12 protein-coding genes are annotated in these 17,772 nt (G+C 52.8%); 5 read left to right on the top strand and 7 right to left on the bottom strand.

Features of this window, described 5'->3' with window-relative positions:
• Nucleotides 1-203: 203 nt before the first annotated feature.
• Genes ptsP through gldA form a run of 3 tightly spaced genes read left to right on the top strand, consistent with a single transcriptional unit; the run spans nucleotide 204 to nucleotide 4,499 of the window.
• Nucleotides 204-2,705, top strand: coding sequence for a phosphoenolpyruvate--protein phosphotransferase (ptsP, locus tag OGY13_RS00740; RefSeq protein ID WP_213752510.1), 2,502 nt, complete (start codon nucleotides 204-206; stop codon nucleotides 2,703-2,705).
• Nucleotides 2,706-2,720: 15 nt separating this feature from the next.
• Nucleotides 2,721-3,383, top strand: a complete 663-nt coding sequence (gene fsa, locus OGY13_RS00735; RefSeq protein WP_020996106.1) for a fructose-6-phosphate aldolase — start codon at nucleotides 2,721-2,723, stop codon at nucleotides 3,381-3,383.
• Between the two features lie 12 nt (nucleotides 3,384-3,395).
• Nucleotides 3,396-4,499: a bifunctional L-1,2-propanediol dehydrogenase/glycerol dehydrogenase gene (gldA, locus tag OGY13_RS00730; protein WP_003825158.1), complete on the top strand. Its 1,104-nt coding sequence runs from the start codon at nucleotides 3,396-3,398 to the stop codon at nucleotides 4,497-4,499.
• Between the two features lie 86 nt (nucleotides 4,500-4,585).
• Here the strand turns inward: gldA and katG are convergent, their stop codons facing one another.
• From katG to metB, 4 genes are all read right to left on the bottom strand, one after another.
• Complete coding sequence (gene katG / locus OGY13_RS00725; RefSeq protein ID WP_048215178.1) at nucleotides 4,586-6,766, bottom strand: catalase/peroxidase HPI; 2,181 nt, start codon at nucleotides 6,764-6,766, stop codon at nucleotides 4,586-4,588.
• A gap of 168 nt (nucleotides 6,767-6,934) precedes the next feature.
• Complete coding sequence (metF, locus tag OGY13_RS00720) at nucleotides 6,935-7,822, bottom strand: methylenetetrahydrofolate reductase (protein ID WP_003825161.1); 888 nt, start codon at nucleotides 7,820-7,822, stop codon at nucleotides 6,935-6,937.
• Nucleotides 7,823-8,196: 374 nt separating this feature from the next.
• Nucleotides 8,197-10,629 carry a bifunctional aspartate kinase/homoserine dehydrogenase II gene (gene metL / locus OGY13_RS00715; protein WP_174770850.1) on the bottom strand — a complete coding sequence of 811 codons (2,433 nt, stop codon included), beginning with the start codon at nucleotides 10,627-10,629 and terminating at the stop codon, nucleotides 8,197-8,199.
• Nucleotides 10,630-10,631: 2 nt separating this feature from the next.
• Nucleotides 10,632-11,792, bottom strand: coding sequence for a cystathionine gamma-synthase (gene metB, locus OGY13_RS00710; protein WP_003028818.1), 1,161 nt, complete (start codon nucleotides 11,790-11,792; stop codon nucleotides 10,632-10,634).
• 265 nt (nucleotides 11,793-12,057) lie between these two features.
• Between metB and metJ the strand changes: the two genes are divergently transcribed.
• Nucleotides 12,058-12,375 (top strand): met regulon transcriptional regulator MetJ, encoded by a 318-nt coding sequence (gene metJ, locus OGY13_RS00705; protein ID WP_003825168.1) that lies wholly within the window; start codon nucleotides 12,058-12,060, stop codon nucleotides 12,373-12,375.
• A gap of 58 nt (nucleotides 12,376-12,433) precedes the next feature.
• Here the strand turns inward: metJ and OGY13_RS00700 are convergent, their stop codons facing one another.
• From OGY13_RS00700 to rpmE, 3 genes are all read right to left on the bottom strand, one after another.
• On the bottom strand, nucleotides 12,434-13,858 hold the full coding sequence (locus tag OGY13_RS00700; protein ID WP_003825170.1) for an MFS transporter: 1,425 nt from the start codon (nucleotides 13,856-13,858) through the stop codon (nucleotides 12,434-12,436).
• A gap of 78 nt (nucleotides 13,859-13,936) precedes the next feature.
• On the bottom strand, nucleotides 13,937-14,617 hold the full coding sequence (locus OGY13_RS00695) for an oligogalacturonate-specific porin KdgM family protein (protein WP_003825173.1): 681 nt from the start codon (nucleotides 14,615-14,617) through the stop codon (nucleotides 13,937-13,939).
• Nucleotides 14,618-14,955: 338 nt separating this feature from the next.
• Nucleotides 14,956-15,168, bottom strand: a complete 213-nt coding sequence (gene rpmE / locus OGY13_RS00690) for a 50S ribosomal protein L31 (RefSeq protein ID WP_008787040.1) — start codon at nucleotides 15,166-15,168, stop codon at nucleotides 14,956-14,958.
• Between the two features lie 257 nt (nucleotides 15,169-15,425).
• On the opposite strand from rpmE, the gene priA reads away from it, so the two are divergent.
• The gene (priA, locus tag OGY13_RS00685) at nucleotides 15,426-17,624 is read left to right on the top strand and encodes a primosomal protein N' (protein WP_048215183.1); all 2,199 of its coding nucleotides are present in this window, start codon (nucleotides 15,426-15,428) and stop codon (nucleotides 17,622-17,624) included.
• Nucleotides 17,625-17,772 lie beyond the last annotated feature (148 nt).

The following is a 17,772-nucleotide window of genomic DNA, read 5'->3' as shown; positions in this document are numbered from 1 at the left end:
CTTTTGTAATATCAGTACAAAAATGCGATCCGCCTCATAACTTGCAGTTTCTCGGAATTTATAGTGGATACGCTGACTTGTGAGGGATGTCTCACTTTGATAGTTACATTACATTTATCCAGTTTTTGGCAGATTTGTCACATGGCAGGCTCAGGCGTTGCCCTTTTATCCTGTAGCGAGAAATCGTTATGGGAGATGAGGCTATGGCCCTGATTGTGGAATTTACCTGTGAGCTACCCAATGGCGTACATGCACGCCCGGCAAGCCACATAGAAACGCAGTGCAACACCTTTACCTCACACATTGAGTGGCACAACCTGCGTACCGAACGTAAGGGCAACGCTAAGAGCGCACTATCGTTGATTGGCACCGATACTCTGGCGGGTGATAGCTGCCAGTTGCTGATTTCCGGTACAGATGAACAGGCAGCCCACCAGCATCTGAGCCAATGGTTACGAAATGAATTTCCGCACTGCGATGCACCGCTAGCGGAAGCCAAAAACAACGAGCTGGAGCCACTTCCGGCATCGCTCACCCATTTAAATCCACAGCTTTTCCGCGCTCGCACCGTCTGCAGCGGCAGCGCAGGGGGCGTTCTGAGTCTGCTTTCTTCGCTGGATCTTAACGCGCTCAGTAACCTTCCATCCGCTCAAGATATTGAAACCGAGCAAGCGGCACTGGATAACGGTTTAACGCTGTTGATGAAAAATATTGAGTTTCGATTACTCGACAGCGACGGCGCTACCAGTGCGATTCTGGAAGCACACCGCTCGCTGGCAAGCGACCTCTCACTGCGCCAGCACCTGCTCGCTGGCGTATCACGCGGGTTAAGCTGCGCCCAGGCGGTTGTCGAAAGTGCCGGACATTTTTGTGATGAATTCGCCCGTTCAAGCAGCAGTTATTTACAGGAGCGTGCACTGGATGTACGCGATGTTTGCTTCCAGCTTCTGCAGCAAATTTATGGGGAACTGCGCTTCCCTGCACCGGGAAAACTGACCCAGCCTACGGTTTGCATGGCGGATGAGCTAACACCGAGCCAGTTCCTCGAACTGGACAAAACATTGCTGAAAGGCTTGCTGTTAAAAAGCGGTGGTACTACGTCACACACGGTGATTCTCGCCCGGTCATTCAACATCCCTACGCTGGTTGGCGTAGATACTGAATCTTTGATGCCATGGCTACAGCAAACGGTTTATATCGATGGTAACGCAGGAGCAGTCGTCGTTGCCCCTGATGAATCCATCGTACGTTATTATCAGCAAGAAGCCCGTATCCAGGATGCCATTCGGGAACAGCAACGTATCTGGCTGACCCAGGAGGCACGCACGGCTGATGGCATCCGTATGGAAGTCGCCGCCAACATCGCCCACTCCGTGGAAGCACAAGCAGCCTTTAGTAACGGTGCGGAAGCGGTTGGCCTGTTCCGTACGGAAATGCTGTATATGGACCGTACCTGCGCCCCGGATGAGAACGAGCTATACAACATTTTCTGCCAGGCGCTGGAACCCGCAAAGGGACGCAGCATTATTGTACGCACCATGGATATCGGCGGTGATAAACCCGTTGATTATCTGAATATTCCTGCTGAGACCAACCCATTTCTCGGTTATCGCGCGGTGCGTATTTATGAAGAATATGCCACGTTGTTTACTACGCAACTGCGATCGATCCTGCGCGCCTCAGCGCACGGTAGCCTGAAAATCATGATCCCAATGATCTCCTCGATGGAAGAGATCCTGTGGGTCAAAGAGAAACTGGCAGAAGCCAAGCAGCAACTGCGAAGTGAACACATTCCGTTTGATGAGAAGATCCAGCTCGGTATTATGCTGGAGGTTCCGTCTGTGATGTTCATCATTGACCAATGCTGTGAAGAGATTGATTTCTTTAGTATTGGCAGCAATGACCTGACGCAATACCTGCTGGCGGTCGACCGTGACAACGCCAAAGTTACCCGCCACTACAACAGCCTGAATCCGGCCTTCCTGCGCGCGCTGGATTACGCCGTGCAGGCAGTACATCGGCAGGGGAAATGGATTGGCCTGTGTGGCGAACTGGGTGCCAAAGGTTCGGTGCTGCCATTGCTGGTGGGACTGGGTCTGGACGAAATCAGTATGAGCGCTCCCTCCATTCCCGCCGCCAAAGCGCGGATGGCGCAACTCGACAGCCGTGCCTGTCGTCAATTGCTGAATCAAGCGATGGCTTGTCGAACCTCGCTGGAGGTCGAACATCTGCTGGCTCAGTTCCGCATGACCCAACAGGATACGCCTCTGGTTACCGCCGAATGCATCACACTGGACAGCGACTGGCGCAGTAAAGAAGAGGTCATCAAAGGGATGACCGACAATCTCCTGCTGGCAGGCCGTTGTCGCTATCCACGTAAACTGGAAGCAGACCTGTGGGCACGCGAAGCCGTCTTCTCTACCGGATTAGGTTTTAGCTTCGCCATTCCACACAGCAAATCCGAACATATTGAGCAGTCCACCATCAGCGTAGCTCGCCTGCAAGCGCCGGTACGTTGGGGTGATGATGATGCACAGTTCATTATTATGCTGACGCTCAACAAACATGCCGCTGGCGATCAGCATATGCGTATTTTCTCGCGTCTGGCGCGCCGCATTATGCATGAAGAATTCCGTAACGCGCTGGTTAGCGCCGCCTCAGCCGACGCTATCGCCAGCCTGTTGCAACATGAACTTGAACTTTAAAGAGGATGTTTTTGTATGGAACTTTACCTTGATACCGCCAACGTCGCGGAAGTTGAACGTCTGGCACGCATCTTCCCTATCGCGGGTGTTACCACCAACCCAAGCATTGTGGCGGCAAGCAAAGAATCTATCTGGGATGTACTGCCACGCCTGCAAAACGCCATCGGCGAAGAGGGTATTTTGTTTGCCCAAACCATGAGCCGCGAGGCGCAGGGCATGGTGGAAGAAGCCAAACGCCTGAGCAATGCAGTGCCCGGTCTGGTAGTGAAAATCCCGGTGACATCCGAAGGTCTGGCCGCGATTAAGATGCTGAAAAAAGAGGGTATCACCACGCTGGGAACCGCCGTTTACAGTGCTTCTCAGGGGCTACTGGCTGCGCTGGCAGGAGCCAAATATATCGCGCCTTACGTTAACCGTATCGACGCACAGGGCGGCGATGGGATTCGCACAGTACAAGAACTGCAAACGTTACTGGAGCTGCATGCGCCAAACAGCATGGTACTGGCAGCCAGCTTTAAAACCCCGCGTCAGGCGCTGGATTGCTTACTGGCAGGATGTGAAGCTATCACCCTGCCATTAGACGTAGCGCAACAAATGCTCAATACCCCTGCGGTAGAGTCAGCAATAGAGAAGTTTGAGCAGGACTGGAACAACGCATTTGGTCACATCAACCTGTGAGGGAAATAAAGTATGGATCGCATTATTCAATCACCTGGTAAGTACATCCAGGGTGCCGATGTTATTACCCGTCTTGGCAGCTACCTCAAACCACTGGCAGAACGCTGGCTGGTCGTTGGGGACAAGTTTGTCTTAGGCTTTGCCCAGGGCGCACTGGAAAAAAGCTTCCAGGATGCCGGACTGGCGCTGGAAATTGCACCGTTTGGCGGCGAATGTTCACAAAACGAAATCGACCGTCTGCGCGGCGTAGCGGAAAAAGCGCAGTGTGGCGCAGTACTTGGTATTGGCGGCGGTAAAACGCTGGATACCGCCAAAGCGCTGGCGCACTTTATGGGCGTGCCTGTCGCCATTGCCCCAACCATCGCCTCTACCGATGCGCCGTGCAGCGCGCTGTCCGTCATTTACACCGATGCCGGTGAATTCGATCGCTATCTGCTGCTGCCCAACAACCCGGACAGGGTCATTGTGGATACCAAAATTGTCGCGGGCGCACCGGCGCGTCTGTTAGCTGCGGGTATTGGCGATGCGCTGGCAACCTGGTTCGAAGCACGTGCTTGTTCACGCAGCGGCGCAACCACCATGGCGGGCGGTCAGTGTACTCAGGCGGCGCTGGCGCTGGCAGAGCTGTGCTTTAATACGCTAATCGAAGAAGGTGAAAAAGCGATGCTGGCAGCCGAGCAGCACGTGGTTACACCAGCACTGGAGCGCGTTATTGAAGCCAACACCTATCTGAGCGGTGTCGGTTTTGAAAGCGGTGGTCTGGCAGCTGCTCACGCCATTCATAACGGTCTGACCGCAATCCCGGATGCGCATCACTACTACCACGGCGAGAAAGTGGCTTTCGGTACGCTGACGCAGTTGGTGCTGGAAAACGCGCCAGTTGATGAAATTGAAACCGTTGCCGCGCTGTGTCATTCCGTTGGCCTGCCGATTACCCTGGCGCAACTGGACATCAAACAGGATATCCCGGCGAAAATGCGCATTGTGGCTGAGGCAGCCTGTGCAGAAGGCGAAACCATCCACAACATGCCTGGCGGCGCAACGCCGGACCAGGTGTATGCCGCCCTGCTGGTGGCTGACCAGTACGGTCAACGTTACCTGCAAGAGTGGGAATAACCTGCAAATAGAAAATCCCCGCACTCGCGGGGATTTTTTTATTCATACTATGCCGGATACGCACAAGCGACATCCGGCATTATCTGTTACAGCAGATCGAAACGATCCAGGTTCATCACTTTCACCCATGCGGCAACGAAATCTCTCACGAACTTCTCGTGAGCATCGCTGCAGGCATAAACTTCAGCCACTGCGCGCAGTACGGAGTTAGAACCGAACACCAGATCGGCGCGGGTTGCCGTGTATTTTACTTCGCCGCTCAGACGGTCACGACCTTCAAACAGCTCTTTTGACTCATCAACCGCCTTCCACTCATGGCGCATATCCAGCAGATTGACGAAGAAGTCAGTGCTGAGCACGCCAGGACGATCGGTAAAGACGCCATGCTGGCTGCCGTCGAAGTTGGTGCCCAGTACGCGCATACCGCCCACCAGCACGGTCATTTCCGGTGCGGTCAGCGTCAGCTGCTGTGCTTTATCAATCAGCAGCGACTCGGTGGTCGATACGTCAGGACGAGCGCGGTAGTTACGGAAACCATCGGCAATCGGCTCAAGCAGTTCAAACATCTCAATATCCGTTTGGTCCTGACGCGCATCCACGCGGCCCGGCGCAAAAGGTACTTTAATGCTGACACCCGCAGCGCTAGCCGCCTGCTCTATACCGACAACACCGGCCAGCACGATAATATCGGCTAACGAAGCGGTATGGGCTGACTTATAAATGCCTTCCAGCACAGGCAGTACGCGTGCCGCGGTAGCATTCACATCCCAGCCACGCTGTGGGTCCAGCGCCAGACGCGCACCGTTAGCGCCGCCACGTTTATCCCCACCGCGGAACGTTGATGCCGAAGCCCACGCTACCGATACCAGTTCGCCCACGGACAACCCGGAAGCGGCAATGGTCGCCTTCAGTTTCAGGATATCTTCTTCGCTTGGGTTAAAGAACGCATGCGGCAGCGGGTCTTGCCAAATCAGATCTTCTTTTGGCACTTCCGGTCCGATGTAACGTGCTTTTGGCCCCATATCACGGTGCGTCAGCTTAAACCATGCGCGGGCAAATGCTTCGTTGAAGGCCTGCGGATCGTTCAGGAAACGACGGGAGATCTTCTCGAACTCCGGATCGAAACGCAGCGTCAGGTCGGTAACCAACATTGTTGGCTTACGTTTTTTCGACGGATCGAACGGATCGGGGATAATTTCCGGTGCGTCAACCGCTTCAAATTGAATCGCACCTGCCGGACTGCGGGTTTGTACCCATTCATATTTGAACAGGTTCTCGAAGAAATAGTTGCTCCATTGGGTCGGCGTCTGCGTCCAGACAACTTCCAGACCGGAAGTAATTGCGTCTGCACCCGCGCCGCTGCCGTAGCTGCTGGCCCAGCCCAGGCCCTGCGCTTCAATTGGTGCGGATTCTGGATCGGCGCCTACGTGCGAAGCCGGTGCAGCACCGTGAGTTTTGCCCAACGTATGACCGCCGCCAATCAGCGCTACGGTTTCTTCGTCGTTCATGCCCATGTTACCGAAGGTCGCGCGAATAGCCGCTGCCGCAGAGAGCGGTTCGCCGCTATGGTCCGGCCCTTCCGGGTTCACATAGATAAGGCCCATTTCGGTTGCGCCCAGCGGCGCTTTTGCCAGTTCTTCCGGATGACGGTGGGTCAGCCAGGCTTTTTCATCACCCCAGTTTACGTCGAGATCCGGTTCCCAGACGTCTTCACGACCGGCACCGAAGCCGAAGGTACGGAAGCCTGAGTTTTCCAGCGCCACGTTACCCGCAAGGATAAACAGGTCGGCCCAGGAAATTTTCTGGCCATATTTCTGCTTGATTGGCCACAGCAGACGACGCGCTTTATCCAGGCTGACGTTGTCCGGCCAGGAGTTCAGTGGTGCAAAACGCTGCTGTCCGCGACCCGCGCCACCGCGTCCATCGATGGAGCGATAGGTCCCTGCACCGTGCCATGCCATGCGGATAAATAATCCGGCATAGGTTCCCCAGTCAGCGGGCCACCACGGTTGAGATTCGGACAGAAGGGCTCTGAGATCTCCTTTCAGGGCAGAATAGTCGAGTTTGCTAAACTCTTTTCGGTAGTCGAAGTCCTCACCCAGCGGGTTAGAACGGTTGGAATGTTGGTTTAAAAGATCTACACGGAGTTGATTGGGCCACCAGTCGCGGTTGTTCGTTCCTGCTCCCGCACTCTGATCGTGACCGCCCTGATGAAAAGGACACTTACCGGCAGTTGATGCGTTTTGGCTATCGTCGGACATGCTCATCTATATGCTCCCTTTACAGTGTTCTGACTACGATATACACCACCAGAGATAAGATATAGTCGAAAAAACCCACAGATTCGATAGCTAATTCCTTTTATATTTAAAGTTACAGAGATGTAGATCAAAATGATCAATAAAAAGCCCTCCGTAGAGGGCTGGGGCATCTGTTTAATTCGGTCTTACACCCAGTGTGTGACAAATAGCGTAGCTCATCTCGGCACGGTTAAGGGTATAGAAGTGAAAATCTTTCACCCCTTCGCGACTGAGGATTTTCACCATGTCCATAGCGATGTTTGCACCTACCAGCTTGCGGGTTTCCGCATCATCATCCAGACCATCAAACATGGTCGACATCCAGGAAGGGATACGAACATTGGTCATATCGGCAAATTTTTTCGCCTGTTTAAAGTTGGAGACTGGCAGGATACCCGGAATAATTTCCACATCGATTCCCGCAGACACGCAGCGATCGCGAAAGCGCAGATAGCTTTCCACATCGAAGAAAAACTGAGTAATGGCGCGGTTTGCACCGGCATCAACCTTACGCTTCAGGTTCAGCAAATCGGCCTGAGCGCTCTTCGCTTCTGGGTGTACTTCCGGATAAGCCGCAACGGAGATATCAAAGTCCGCAACGTCTTTCAGCAGAGTCACCAGGTCAGAGGCATACATATCCGGTTTACCGCTTCCCGGCGGCAAGTCACCGCGCAGAGCAACAATATGACGAATACCGTTATTCCAGTAGTCCTGAGCAATGGTGCGCAGCTCATCGCGGGTTGCATCAATACAGGTCAGGTGCGGAGCTGCTTCAAGACCAGTGCGATCCTTAATGCCTTTAATAATGCTGTGCGTACGGTCGCGCTCACCAGAGTTTGCACCATAGGTGACTGAAACAAACTTCGGCTTCAGGCTGCTCAGGCGATCGATGGAGTTCCACAGGGTTTGCTCCATTTCACTGGTGCGCGGCGGGAAAAACTCAAACGAAACGTTAATCTGACCCTGTACTTCCGCCAGGCTCTGATTCAGGGCTTCCCGCTGGTTGGCGTGAAAAAAGCTCATACCTTACCTCATCAATCTTTTGTCGTTATATGTTGTGTTGTGAACTGCTATACGTTTAGACGTCTAGATGTAAAAATGACGGAAAAGCACGCTGGCGTCAACACAAAAATCATCGTTAAAGGTGAGGAATACTCAGCCAACGTGAAAAAAATTCACATCAGCCTGAAATGATGGGGAATTGTGGCATGACCGTCTGCAAGCCGTTAACGAGAGCGGTGACAGACCCGCCTCTGGCCAGAGCGCGGGTAAGACGCAATACGGGTAGGTTTAACGCAGGATGAGAGCGTTGAAGTGATTATGCAGATGGCTGTTGACGTATTTTATCCGGCCTGGGTCACAAACGAACCGTCGGCCGGATCATCCGGCAACAAAAACTACAGCAGTTGCGCCAAACGGTTGATGTCTGACTGAATAGCGCCGGCGGTAACGTCACGACCTGCGCCCGGTCCACGGATTACCAGCGGGTTATCGCGATACCAGCGGCTTTCAATGGCGAATACGTTATCGCACGGCAGCAGCGCCGCCAGCGGGTGTTCAGGACGAACCGCCTCAACACCAACGCGCGCTTTACCGTTAGCATCAAAACGCGCCACATAGCGTAGCACCAGCCCCATTTCACGCGCCGCTTCCAGACGCTGCACCATCTGCTCGTTCAGCTCATCACCATTCTCAAAGAAATGGTCAATAGAGCCTTCTTCACAGTGTGCAGGCACCAGCGATTCCACGCGAACCTGGTCCGGTTCGATGTCGTAACCTGCTTCACGCGCCAGAATCACCAGCTTACGCATCACATCTTTGCCGGAAAGATCTACGCGCGGATCGGGTTCAGTCAGCCCCTGTTGCCACGCCTGATCCACCAGATCGGTGAACGGGACCGTGCCATCAAATTGCAGGAACAACCACGACAACGTACCGGAGAAGATCCCGCTGATCGACAGAATGGTATCTCCGCTATCAATCAGATCGCGCACGGTATGATTGATCGGCAAGCCTGCGCCTACGGTAGCGTTATACAGCCAGTGGCGACCGGTTTTTTCAAAAGCATCATGAATTTGGCGATAATTATGACTGCTGCTCGCCCCCGCCAGTTTGTTGGCGCTGATAACGTGGAAACCATGGCTGGCAAAATCCAGATACTGATCCGCAAGTTGCTCGCTGGCAGTAACGTCCAGCACCACTAAATCATCATACGGGTGAGCACGCATCCACAGGAATAGAGACTCTTCATCCTGCTCTACTGCCTCGTCATCAAAGAAAGCTAACGCGCGGCTGGCATCCAGCCCTTCGTAATTCAGCAGGCTACGACGGCTATCAACCACACCCGCCAGCACAAACTCTAATCCGGTGCGCGCCGAGAGCGTGCTCTGCTCGCGAGCGAACAGCTCCAGCCAGCGTGAGCCGATGTTGCCTTTGCCGAACAACACCAGACCAATGCGTTTTTCCGCGCGGAAAATTGACTGATGCAGACCCTGAATCAGGCTCTCTGTTGGCCCAGTACGCAGTACCGCGACCAGGCTGATACCCTCTTCCGATTGCCAGGTGAATTCAACCGGCTGACCTTTTAACTGTTGCCAGAAACGGTGGCAATGCAGCGGATTACGGGTGACGCCCGCCCCGACCATCGCCACCAGCGCCAGCCCCTGGCGCAAACGCAGCTCGCCTGGCAGACCAGCTTCATCCAGAATTTTCAGTGCGCTGTCAGCGACTTCGGAGGTATAGCAAAATTGCAGCAGTTGGCGGTCAGGATGCACACCCACTGCCAGCGGACGCACCTGGGTACGTTTTAAAACCTGATCAATCTCTTTATAAGCCAGCTTAAAGTCCTGGCCAGTCGGAACCAAAAACTCAATCAGGCAGACGTCATCATGACTGGTCACAATACGCGCCCCGGTACCGGAGGCCAGTACGCGTTCAATGCGCGTTGAACCCTGCTCCGGCGTATAGCTACAACGCAGTTGGAGATCGATATCGCTACCGGAAACCGGCTGTAAGGTACGGGCATGGAGAACCGGTGCCGCCAGACGCGCCAGCTCGCTGGCTTCATCCAGACGCAGCAGCGGCAGCAAACAGGCGTCTTTTACTTTACGCGGGTCCGCGCTGTAAACCCCGGCGACATCGCTCCAGATAGTTACGCGAGAAACGCCCGCCAGCGCGCCAACCTGCGTCGCCGAGTAGTCGGAGCCGTTACGCCCCAGCAGGACCGTTTCACCGGCATTGCTGCGGCTAATAAAGCCGGTAACCACCAGCCGTTTACCCGGATGCTGCGCCAGCAGTTGCTGTAGCAGCGGGTAAGAAAGACCTTCATCTACCTGCGGCTGGGCACCGCGTTCAGCACGTAAAAAATCGCGCGCATCCAGCCAGGCTGACTCCAGCCCCTGTTGGTTAAGGACCGCAGACATCAAACGCGCGGACCATACCTCACCATGCCCAACAACCTCAGCATAGACGGCATCGTTCACGCCGCTGTCGAGTAATCCAGCCAGACGCTCCAGATCGTGAATAAACGCGCCAATTAGTCCATCCGCTATATCAGGCGGTAACAAACCGCTGATAAGCTCGCTCTGATAGCGACGTAACGCCTGTTGAACCTGATGCGCAGAAAGGCGATCGGTCTGGCTTAATTTCAGCCAGCTAATCAACTGGTTAGTGGTACTGCCTGCGGCTGAAACAACCATCATGTCATCAGGCTGCGAGTACTCCGCCATAATGCCTGCGACACGCAGATAACATTTCACATCAGCCAGACTACTACCACCAAATTTGTGCAGTTGACGACCCTTCGCCCCTGCCTGCGCAATCACACTCATGTTTACCCCTTGTTTGCAGCCCGGAAGCCATTTTCCAGGTCGGCAATTAAATCTTCGCCATCTTCAATACCGGTGGAGATACGCAGCAGCGTTTCGGAAATTCCGGCAGCAGCACGCGCTTCTGGCGCCATGCCCGCGTGTGTCATGGTTGCGGCGTGGGAGATCAGACTTTCAACGCCCCCTAACGATTCCGCCAGCGTAAACAATGACAACCCTCCGAGGAAGCGGCGCAGCGTTTGCTCATCACCATCCAGTTCAAAACTTAACATCGCGCCAAAGCCTTTTTGCTGACGCGCGGCAATCTCATGGCCCTGATTATCCGGCAATGACGGGTGATACAATTTTTTCACCAGCGGCTGAGTTTGCAGATAATCGACTATCGCCTGAGCATTACGTTGCGCCACCTCCATTCGAGGAGACAGAGTACGCAGGCCGCGCAACAGCAGATAACTATCAAACGCGCCGCCGGTCACACCAATATTATTCGCCCACCATGCCAGTTCAGTGACCGTTTCCGGATCTTTCGCTATCACAACACCAGCCACCACATCTGAGTGACCGTTTAAATATTTCGTGCATGAATGCAACACCAGATCGGCGCCCAATGCCAGTGGATTTTGCAGTGCCGGGCTTAAAAAAGTGTTGTCGACCACGCTGACCGCGCCAGCTTCACGCGCCAGTTGGCAGATTTTCGCAATATCCACCACGCGCAGCAGCGGGTTGCTTGGGCTTTCTACCAGCACCAGCTTCGGTTTTTCCGCCAATGCGGCCTGTAATGCCTGCTCATCTCCTTGATCGACAAACAGGACCCGGTAACAGCCACGCTTTGCCAGACTGTCAAACAGTCGGTAGCTCCCGCCGTAGCAGTCATGCGGTGCGACCAGCAGATCGCCTGGCTTGAGGAAGACCGTGGTCACCAAATGAATCGCCGACATGCCAGTATTGGTCAGCACAGCACCTGCACCGCCTTCCAGTTCCGCCAGCGCACGCTGAACAACATCGCGCGTTGGGTTGCCGCGACGCGAATAGTCATGGGCGCGAGGTTCATTAAATCCGGTAAAGTTATAGGTGCTGGAGAGGTGAATCGGCGGGACAACGCAACCGTACTGTTCGTCGTCATTTAACCCGCTACGCACTGCGATGGTGGCCTGTTTACGCGTCATATTGAGGAGATCCTGGCTGAGTCGGTGAAAAGTCAGACACCAGAGTAATCATAGTTACGATAGCCGTCAATACATCTGGACATCTAAACTTCTTTGCGTATAGATTGAGCAAACTGGAAATAGCCGTTAAAATTATATGCATTAGCGTACATCTGCGTCGGCTTACTTCGTGTCAGGGCCACGCCACTACGATAAACTACGCGCAATTATGGTCCGGGCTCAGGTTCTGGCCTCAATATTAATGACGAAGAGGATTAGGTATCTCATGGCTGAATGGAGCGGCGAATATATCAGCCCATACGCTGAGCACGGTAAGAAGAGTGAGCAAGTCAAAAAAATTACGGTTTCCATTCCTCTGAAGGTGTTAAAAATCCTTACCGATGAACGCACGCGTCGTCAGGTGAACAACCTGCGCCACGCCACCAACAGCGAACTGCTGTGTGAAGCGTTTCTGCATGCTTTTACTGGGCAACCCTTACCCAACGATGACGACCTGCGTAAAGAACGCAGTGATGAAATCCCGGAAGAAGCAAAGGTAATCATGCGTGAACTGGGTATCAACCCGGAAACGTGGGAATACTGATAGTTAGAACAGCAATGGGCGTGTAGAGGCGGGAATGCTCCCGCCTTTTCTCACAGTGTTACTTACTAATACCATTGAGTTTATTCAATGTTTCTTCCATTTTGAGCGTTTCCGTACGGTTCAATGGATAGAAATAAATCAGAATGACCGCCGCCAAAAACAGGCATAGCGCCGGCAAGAGATTCGCCATCGTATAAATATTTTCCTGCACAATGCTGGTTTGCACTGCACCACCTGTTGACGATGATTGATAGCCAATGATAGCCAACATAAAGCCACCAATCGCCCCTGCGCATGCCTGACCAACCTTGCGCGCAAAGAAGTTCACACCATAAACCGTGCCATCCTCGCGATCGCCAGTGACATACTGATGGTAGTCACAAACATCAGTCATAAACGCCCAAATCATCAGGTTGAATAACCCTGCACCCAGCGTCGCCAGGAACAAGAAAACCAGATAGACCTTTGCATCCGTAATGTGGACAAAGTACATAATCACATACATGACCACGGCAAAAAGCAACGCGCCTACGCTGGCTTCTTTTTTACCAAACCGCTTCGTGAGCCAGGATGCCGATGGCGCCAGCAAAACCAGGGAACCAAAGGTAAACAGCAACGCGACTGACATCGCCTCTTTATTGTGGAAATAGTCATTAAACAGGTAAGTCATGTTGGTACCGGACAACCCCTGATTAATTACAATCAGCAAATCCACAACCACTAAAACAATCAGCGCCTTATTGCGTGCCAGTCCCTTCAGCAACACCGAAACGGGCATGCTCTCTTTTCTCTCCACGCGCACGCGCTCCGTCGTTAAATGACAGGTCAAGGATAAAAAGATCAAGCCCAGCACTGCGCAACCAATGGAAATCCAGAAGAAGTGTTGCCCGGAAATCACCTGGCTTCCATCCACCAGGGTGGTGTACATCAGGATTGGAATGAAAAAGCCAGTTGCCCCACCGCCAATTGCTGACCCAACGCTACGCCAGGTTGAAAGCGATACACGATCATCAGGATTCGAGCTAATCGCCGCAGACATAGCGCCGTACGGAATACTCACGGTAGATAACAGCGAACCGTAAATGAAATAGGAGCAGCAGATGTAGATGATTTTCGCCGTATAAGAAAAATCATTCACAAACGGCAGGAACAGGACAACCGCAATGATGCAAAATGGATACTTCATGCGACGCACCCACGGGTTGAAACGTCCATGTACCGTCAGTTTAGAGGTATCGCATAAGCGCCCTACACCAACATCAACGAACGCATCAAAGAGTTTGGTCACAAAATAGAGTGAGCCAACAATAACGCCGGAAATACCGAGGACGTTAGTGTAATAAATCATTAAAAAACTATTAACTAAGCCAAGAATAAAACAGGTTCCGAGGTCACCACATAAATAACCAATTTTATCTCTAATTCCGAAAGGCCTGACGGCAGTGGTTTCATTATTTCCGATAATAGTTCCATCATTAGACATGATGTCAACTCCTTAGACATATTATTCACACAAACTATGCTTATCGACGTAATCAGCCGATACGAAAACTATTACCGATTAAAAGTTATAACCAAGACCGACACGATAACGGGTCTGACGATCGTCTGTCGTTGTTGTGTTATAACCCGAGGAAACGTTGCCAACCTCAACAAATGGAACCCAGGAGCCTAATTTGTACGCCACGCGGAAGTTATATTCATAATCATCTTTCCGGTTGTTATATAAATCTTCGCTATCGGCAATTTTATAAATACCATTTAGCTCAAACATCCAGTCATTGACGTTATAACCAAGCCAGGCTTCCGGACGATAGACCATGCGGTCATCTTTGCCGTCAGTGTTTCTGCGCATGTACTCCTGACGATAGCGGAACGCGGTCCACCAGTTGTCGTTGATGTTGTACTGTACGCGGATATAAGGCTTATAAATCGCGATATTATCGCCCGTTTCGATCGCAATACCGGGCTGCCAGACAAGACCCTGCCATGTGAACTGGTAACTTGCGGTATACTCGTTGCCGTTACTTTCCATATTATTCCACGCATCATTTGACTGCGTGTTTTCGGAACGAGAAATGGCTTCTACTGCCACACCAAAACCCGTGGCAAAACGGTGAGACATATAAACACGATCGTAATTACGCCCATCGTCATAATATTCATGACGGTAATCAACATAACCCGCCTGTGCGGCCGCAGAGAATAATGGAATCAGTAATAACGCAGATTTAAATTTCATGACAATCCCTCTTCACACTCAACAACGGAAATAATCCATCTCGTTTGTCCATAAAATGGGAAAACAAAAAGGCTTTTAGATTAATTTTATATTTCCACGAAAGTGTATTTTAGAAAGAAAGCAGAAACCTTTGGTATTTTGCCAGGAGCTGGTAAAAGTGGCAAAAGACAGAAGATAAAAAGGACGCAGATCACCAGTTGCAATATTTTATCGAAAAAATAAAACACCGTTTTATTTATTAAATAAAATAGATTATTCAATACATCAATATATATTTCAGTTCTGAAGCGCAGAAACAAAAAAAGCGCCATAAGGCGCTTTTTTCTGACAGCTGAAACTTACTTGCTGCCTGGGATGCTGAAACGCTTGTTGAAGCGATCAACACGGCCACCGGTAGCAACATCACGCTGCTTGCCAGTATAGAACGGGTGGCACTGACCGCACACGTCCAGGTTCAGATCGTGACCGACGGTAGAGCGGATTTTCATGACGTTACCGCAAGAGCAGTTTGCAGTAATTTCTTCGTATTTCGGGTGAATATCTTTTTTCATGGGAAAACCTCGGTTTAAGGCCGCGTCGCTCTTCCAGCCCTAACGCCAGACACCACGCGATGTTAATTATTCCCCGTCACCTTTCACGCTGCATCAACAGCCTGAAACTCTCGGGTAATGGTCATTGTTTGACGCAATCAATTTGCATCAAAGGCGGCGAATCATACAGAAATTAACCTGCTCATGCAAACTGATCCGCATTCTACCCTCCACTAATGTGTATACTAACCCGCCAGATTTCAAGTCAGGATGATTCAATGCCCGTTGCGCACGTTGCCTTACCTGTTCCGCTACCTCGCACCTTTGACTACCTCCTGCCGGAAGGCTTGAGTGCCAAAGCCGGGTGTCGTGTACGCGTGCCCTTTGGCAAGCAGCAGGAGCGCGTGGGTATCGTCCTTTCCGTCAGCGAGCACAGTGAACTGCCGCGGAGCGAATTGAAAGCCGTTCTCGAAGTGCTGGACAGCGAACCTGTCTACTCGACCTCTGTCTGGCGTCTGCTGTTGTGGGCGGCTGATTATTATCATCATCCCATCGGTGACGTACTGTTTCACGCTCTGCCAATTTTACTGCGCCAGGGACGCCCGGCGACAAACGCGCCCATGTGGTACTGGTTTGCCACTGAAGAAGGCCAGGTTATTGACCTCAACAGCCTGAAGCGTTCTCCCAAGCAGCAACAGGCGCTGGCTGCGCTACGCCAGGGGAAAATCTGGCGCGACCAGGTGGCTGAACTGGAATTTAATGATGCCGCATTACAGGCACTGCGGAAAAAAGGGCTGTGCGATCTGGCGAGCGAAACACCAGGCTTTAGCGACTGGCGTACGCACTACGCGGTTTCCGGTGAGCGTCTGCGGCTGAACACCGAGCAGGCCACCGCCGTCGGGGCGATTCACAGCGCCTCAGACAGTTTTAGCGCCTGGCTATTAGCGGGCGTAACGGGATCAGGCAAAACAGAGGTCTATCTCAGCGTTCTGGAAAACGTCCTTGCCCAGGGCAAGCAGGCTCTGGTGATGGTGCCGGAGATTGGCCTGACGCCGCAAACTATTGCCCGTTTTCGCGAACGTTTTAATGCGCCGGTCGAAGTCCTGCACTCCGGTTTAAACGACAGTGAACGTCTTTCAGCCTGGCTGAAAGCAAAAAATGGCGAGGCGGCGATTGTTATCGGCACGCGTTCTTCGCTGTTTACGCCGTTTAAAAATCTCGGCGTGATTGTCATCGACGAAGAACACGACAGCTCTTATAAACAGCAGGAAGGCTGGCGCTATCATGCGCGCGACCTCGCGGTTTACCGCGCCCATAGCGAGCAAATCCCGATTATTCTCGGCTCAGCCACCCCGGCACTGGAAACGCTGTGTAACGTGCGGCAGAACAAATATCGCATGCTACGCCTGACGCGCCGCGCCGGAAATGCGCGCCCAGCCACTCAGCACGTGCTGGATCTCAAAGGTCAGCAGGTGCAGGCCGGACTCGCCCCTGCGCTGATCGCCCGTATGCGTCAGCACCTGCAGGCGGATAACCAGGTGATCCTGTTTTTGAACCGTCGTGGTTTTGCGCCTGCGCTGCTGTGCCACGACTGTGGTTGGATTGCCGAATGTCCGCGTTGCGATCATTACTACACGCTACATCAGGCGCAGCACCACCTGCGTTGCCACCACTGCGACAGCCAGCGCCCAATACCGCGTCAGTGCCCCTCCTGCGGTTCGACGCATATGGTTCCGGTAGGACTCGGCACCGAACAGCTTGAGCAGGCTCTGGCACCTTTTTTCCCCGGTGTGCCAATTTCACGTATAGACCGCGACACCACCAGCCGTAAAGGGTCGCTGGAGCAGCATCTGGCGGAAGTGCATCGCGGCGGCGCACGAATTCTTATAGGCACGCAAATGCTGGCCAAAGGCCACCACTTCCCGGACGTCACTCTGGTGGCGCTGCTGGACGTTGACGGCGCGCTATTCTCCGCAGATTTCCGGTCAGCAGAACGCTTCGCCCAGCTCTATACGCAGGTCTCTGGCCGTGCCGGACGCGCCGGGAAGCAAGGCGAAGTGGTGCTGCAAACGCACCATCCTGAACATCCGCTGCTGCAAACCTTGCTGTATAAAGGCTATGACGCGTTTGCCGAACAGGCGCTGGCCGAGCGACAAACGCTCCAGCTTCCACCGTGGACCAGCCATGTGATCGTGCGGGCAGAAGATCATAACAACCAGCATGCACCAATGTTCTTGCAGCAACTACGGAATCTCATTCAAGCCAGCCCGTTGGCTGATGACAAACTCTGGGTGCTCGGCCCGGTTCCCGCACTGGCGCCCAAACGCGGTGGTCGTTATCGTTGGCAAATATTGTTGCAACATCCATCACGAATTCGTCTGCAACATATCGTCAGCGGCACGCTGGCACTGATCAATACGCTACCCGATGCACGCAAGGTTAAATGGGTGCTGGATGTCGATCCCATCGAGGGATAACCCCTCACGATGCGAGGCGGATCGTAAAATTAAAGATCCATCACACTTTTTATGAAAATTCTGTAACCGCTTCCATTCACTATCTGATAAAAATGTTTCAGATGAAGGTTATCCAGGGACGAGTCTGTGCCAGCAGCTCTCTGGCGAG

The sequence above is a fragment of the Citrobacter sp. Cpo045 genome, assembly GCF_030332875.1.
GTDB lineage: Bacteria > Pseudomonadota > Gammaproteobacteria > Enterobacterales > Enterobacteriaceae > Citrobacter > Citrobacter portucalensis.
Note: the sequence above shows the minus strand (reverse complement) of the source record. Positions and strands in the feature narration are given on the sequence as shown.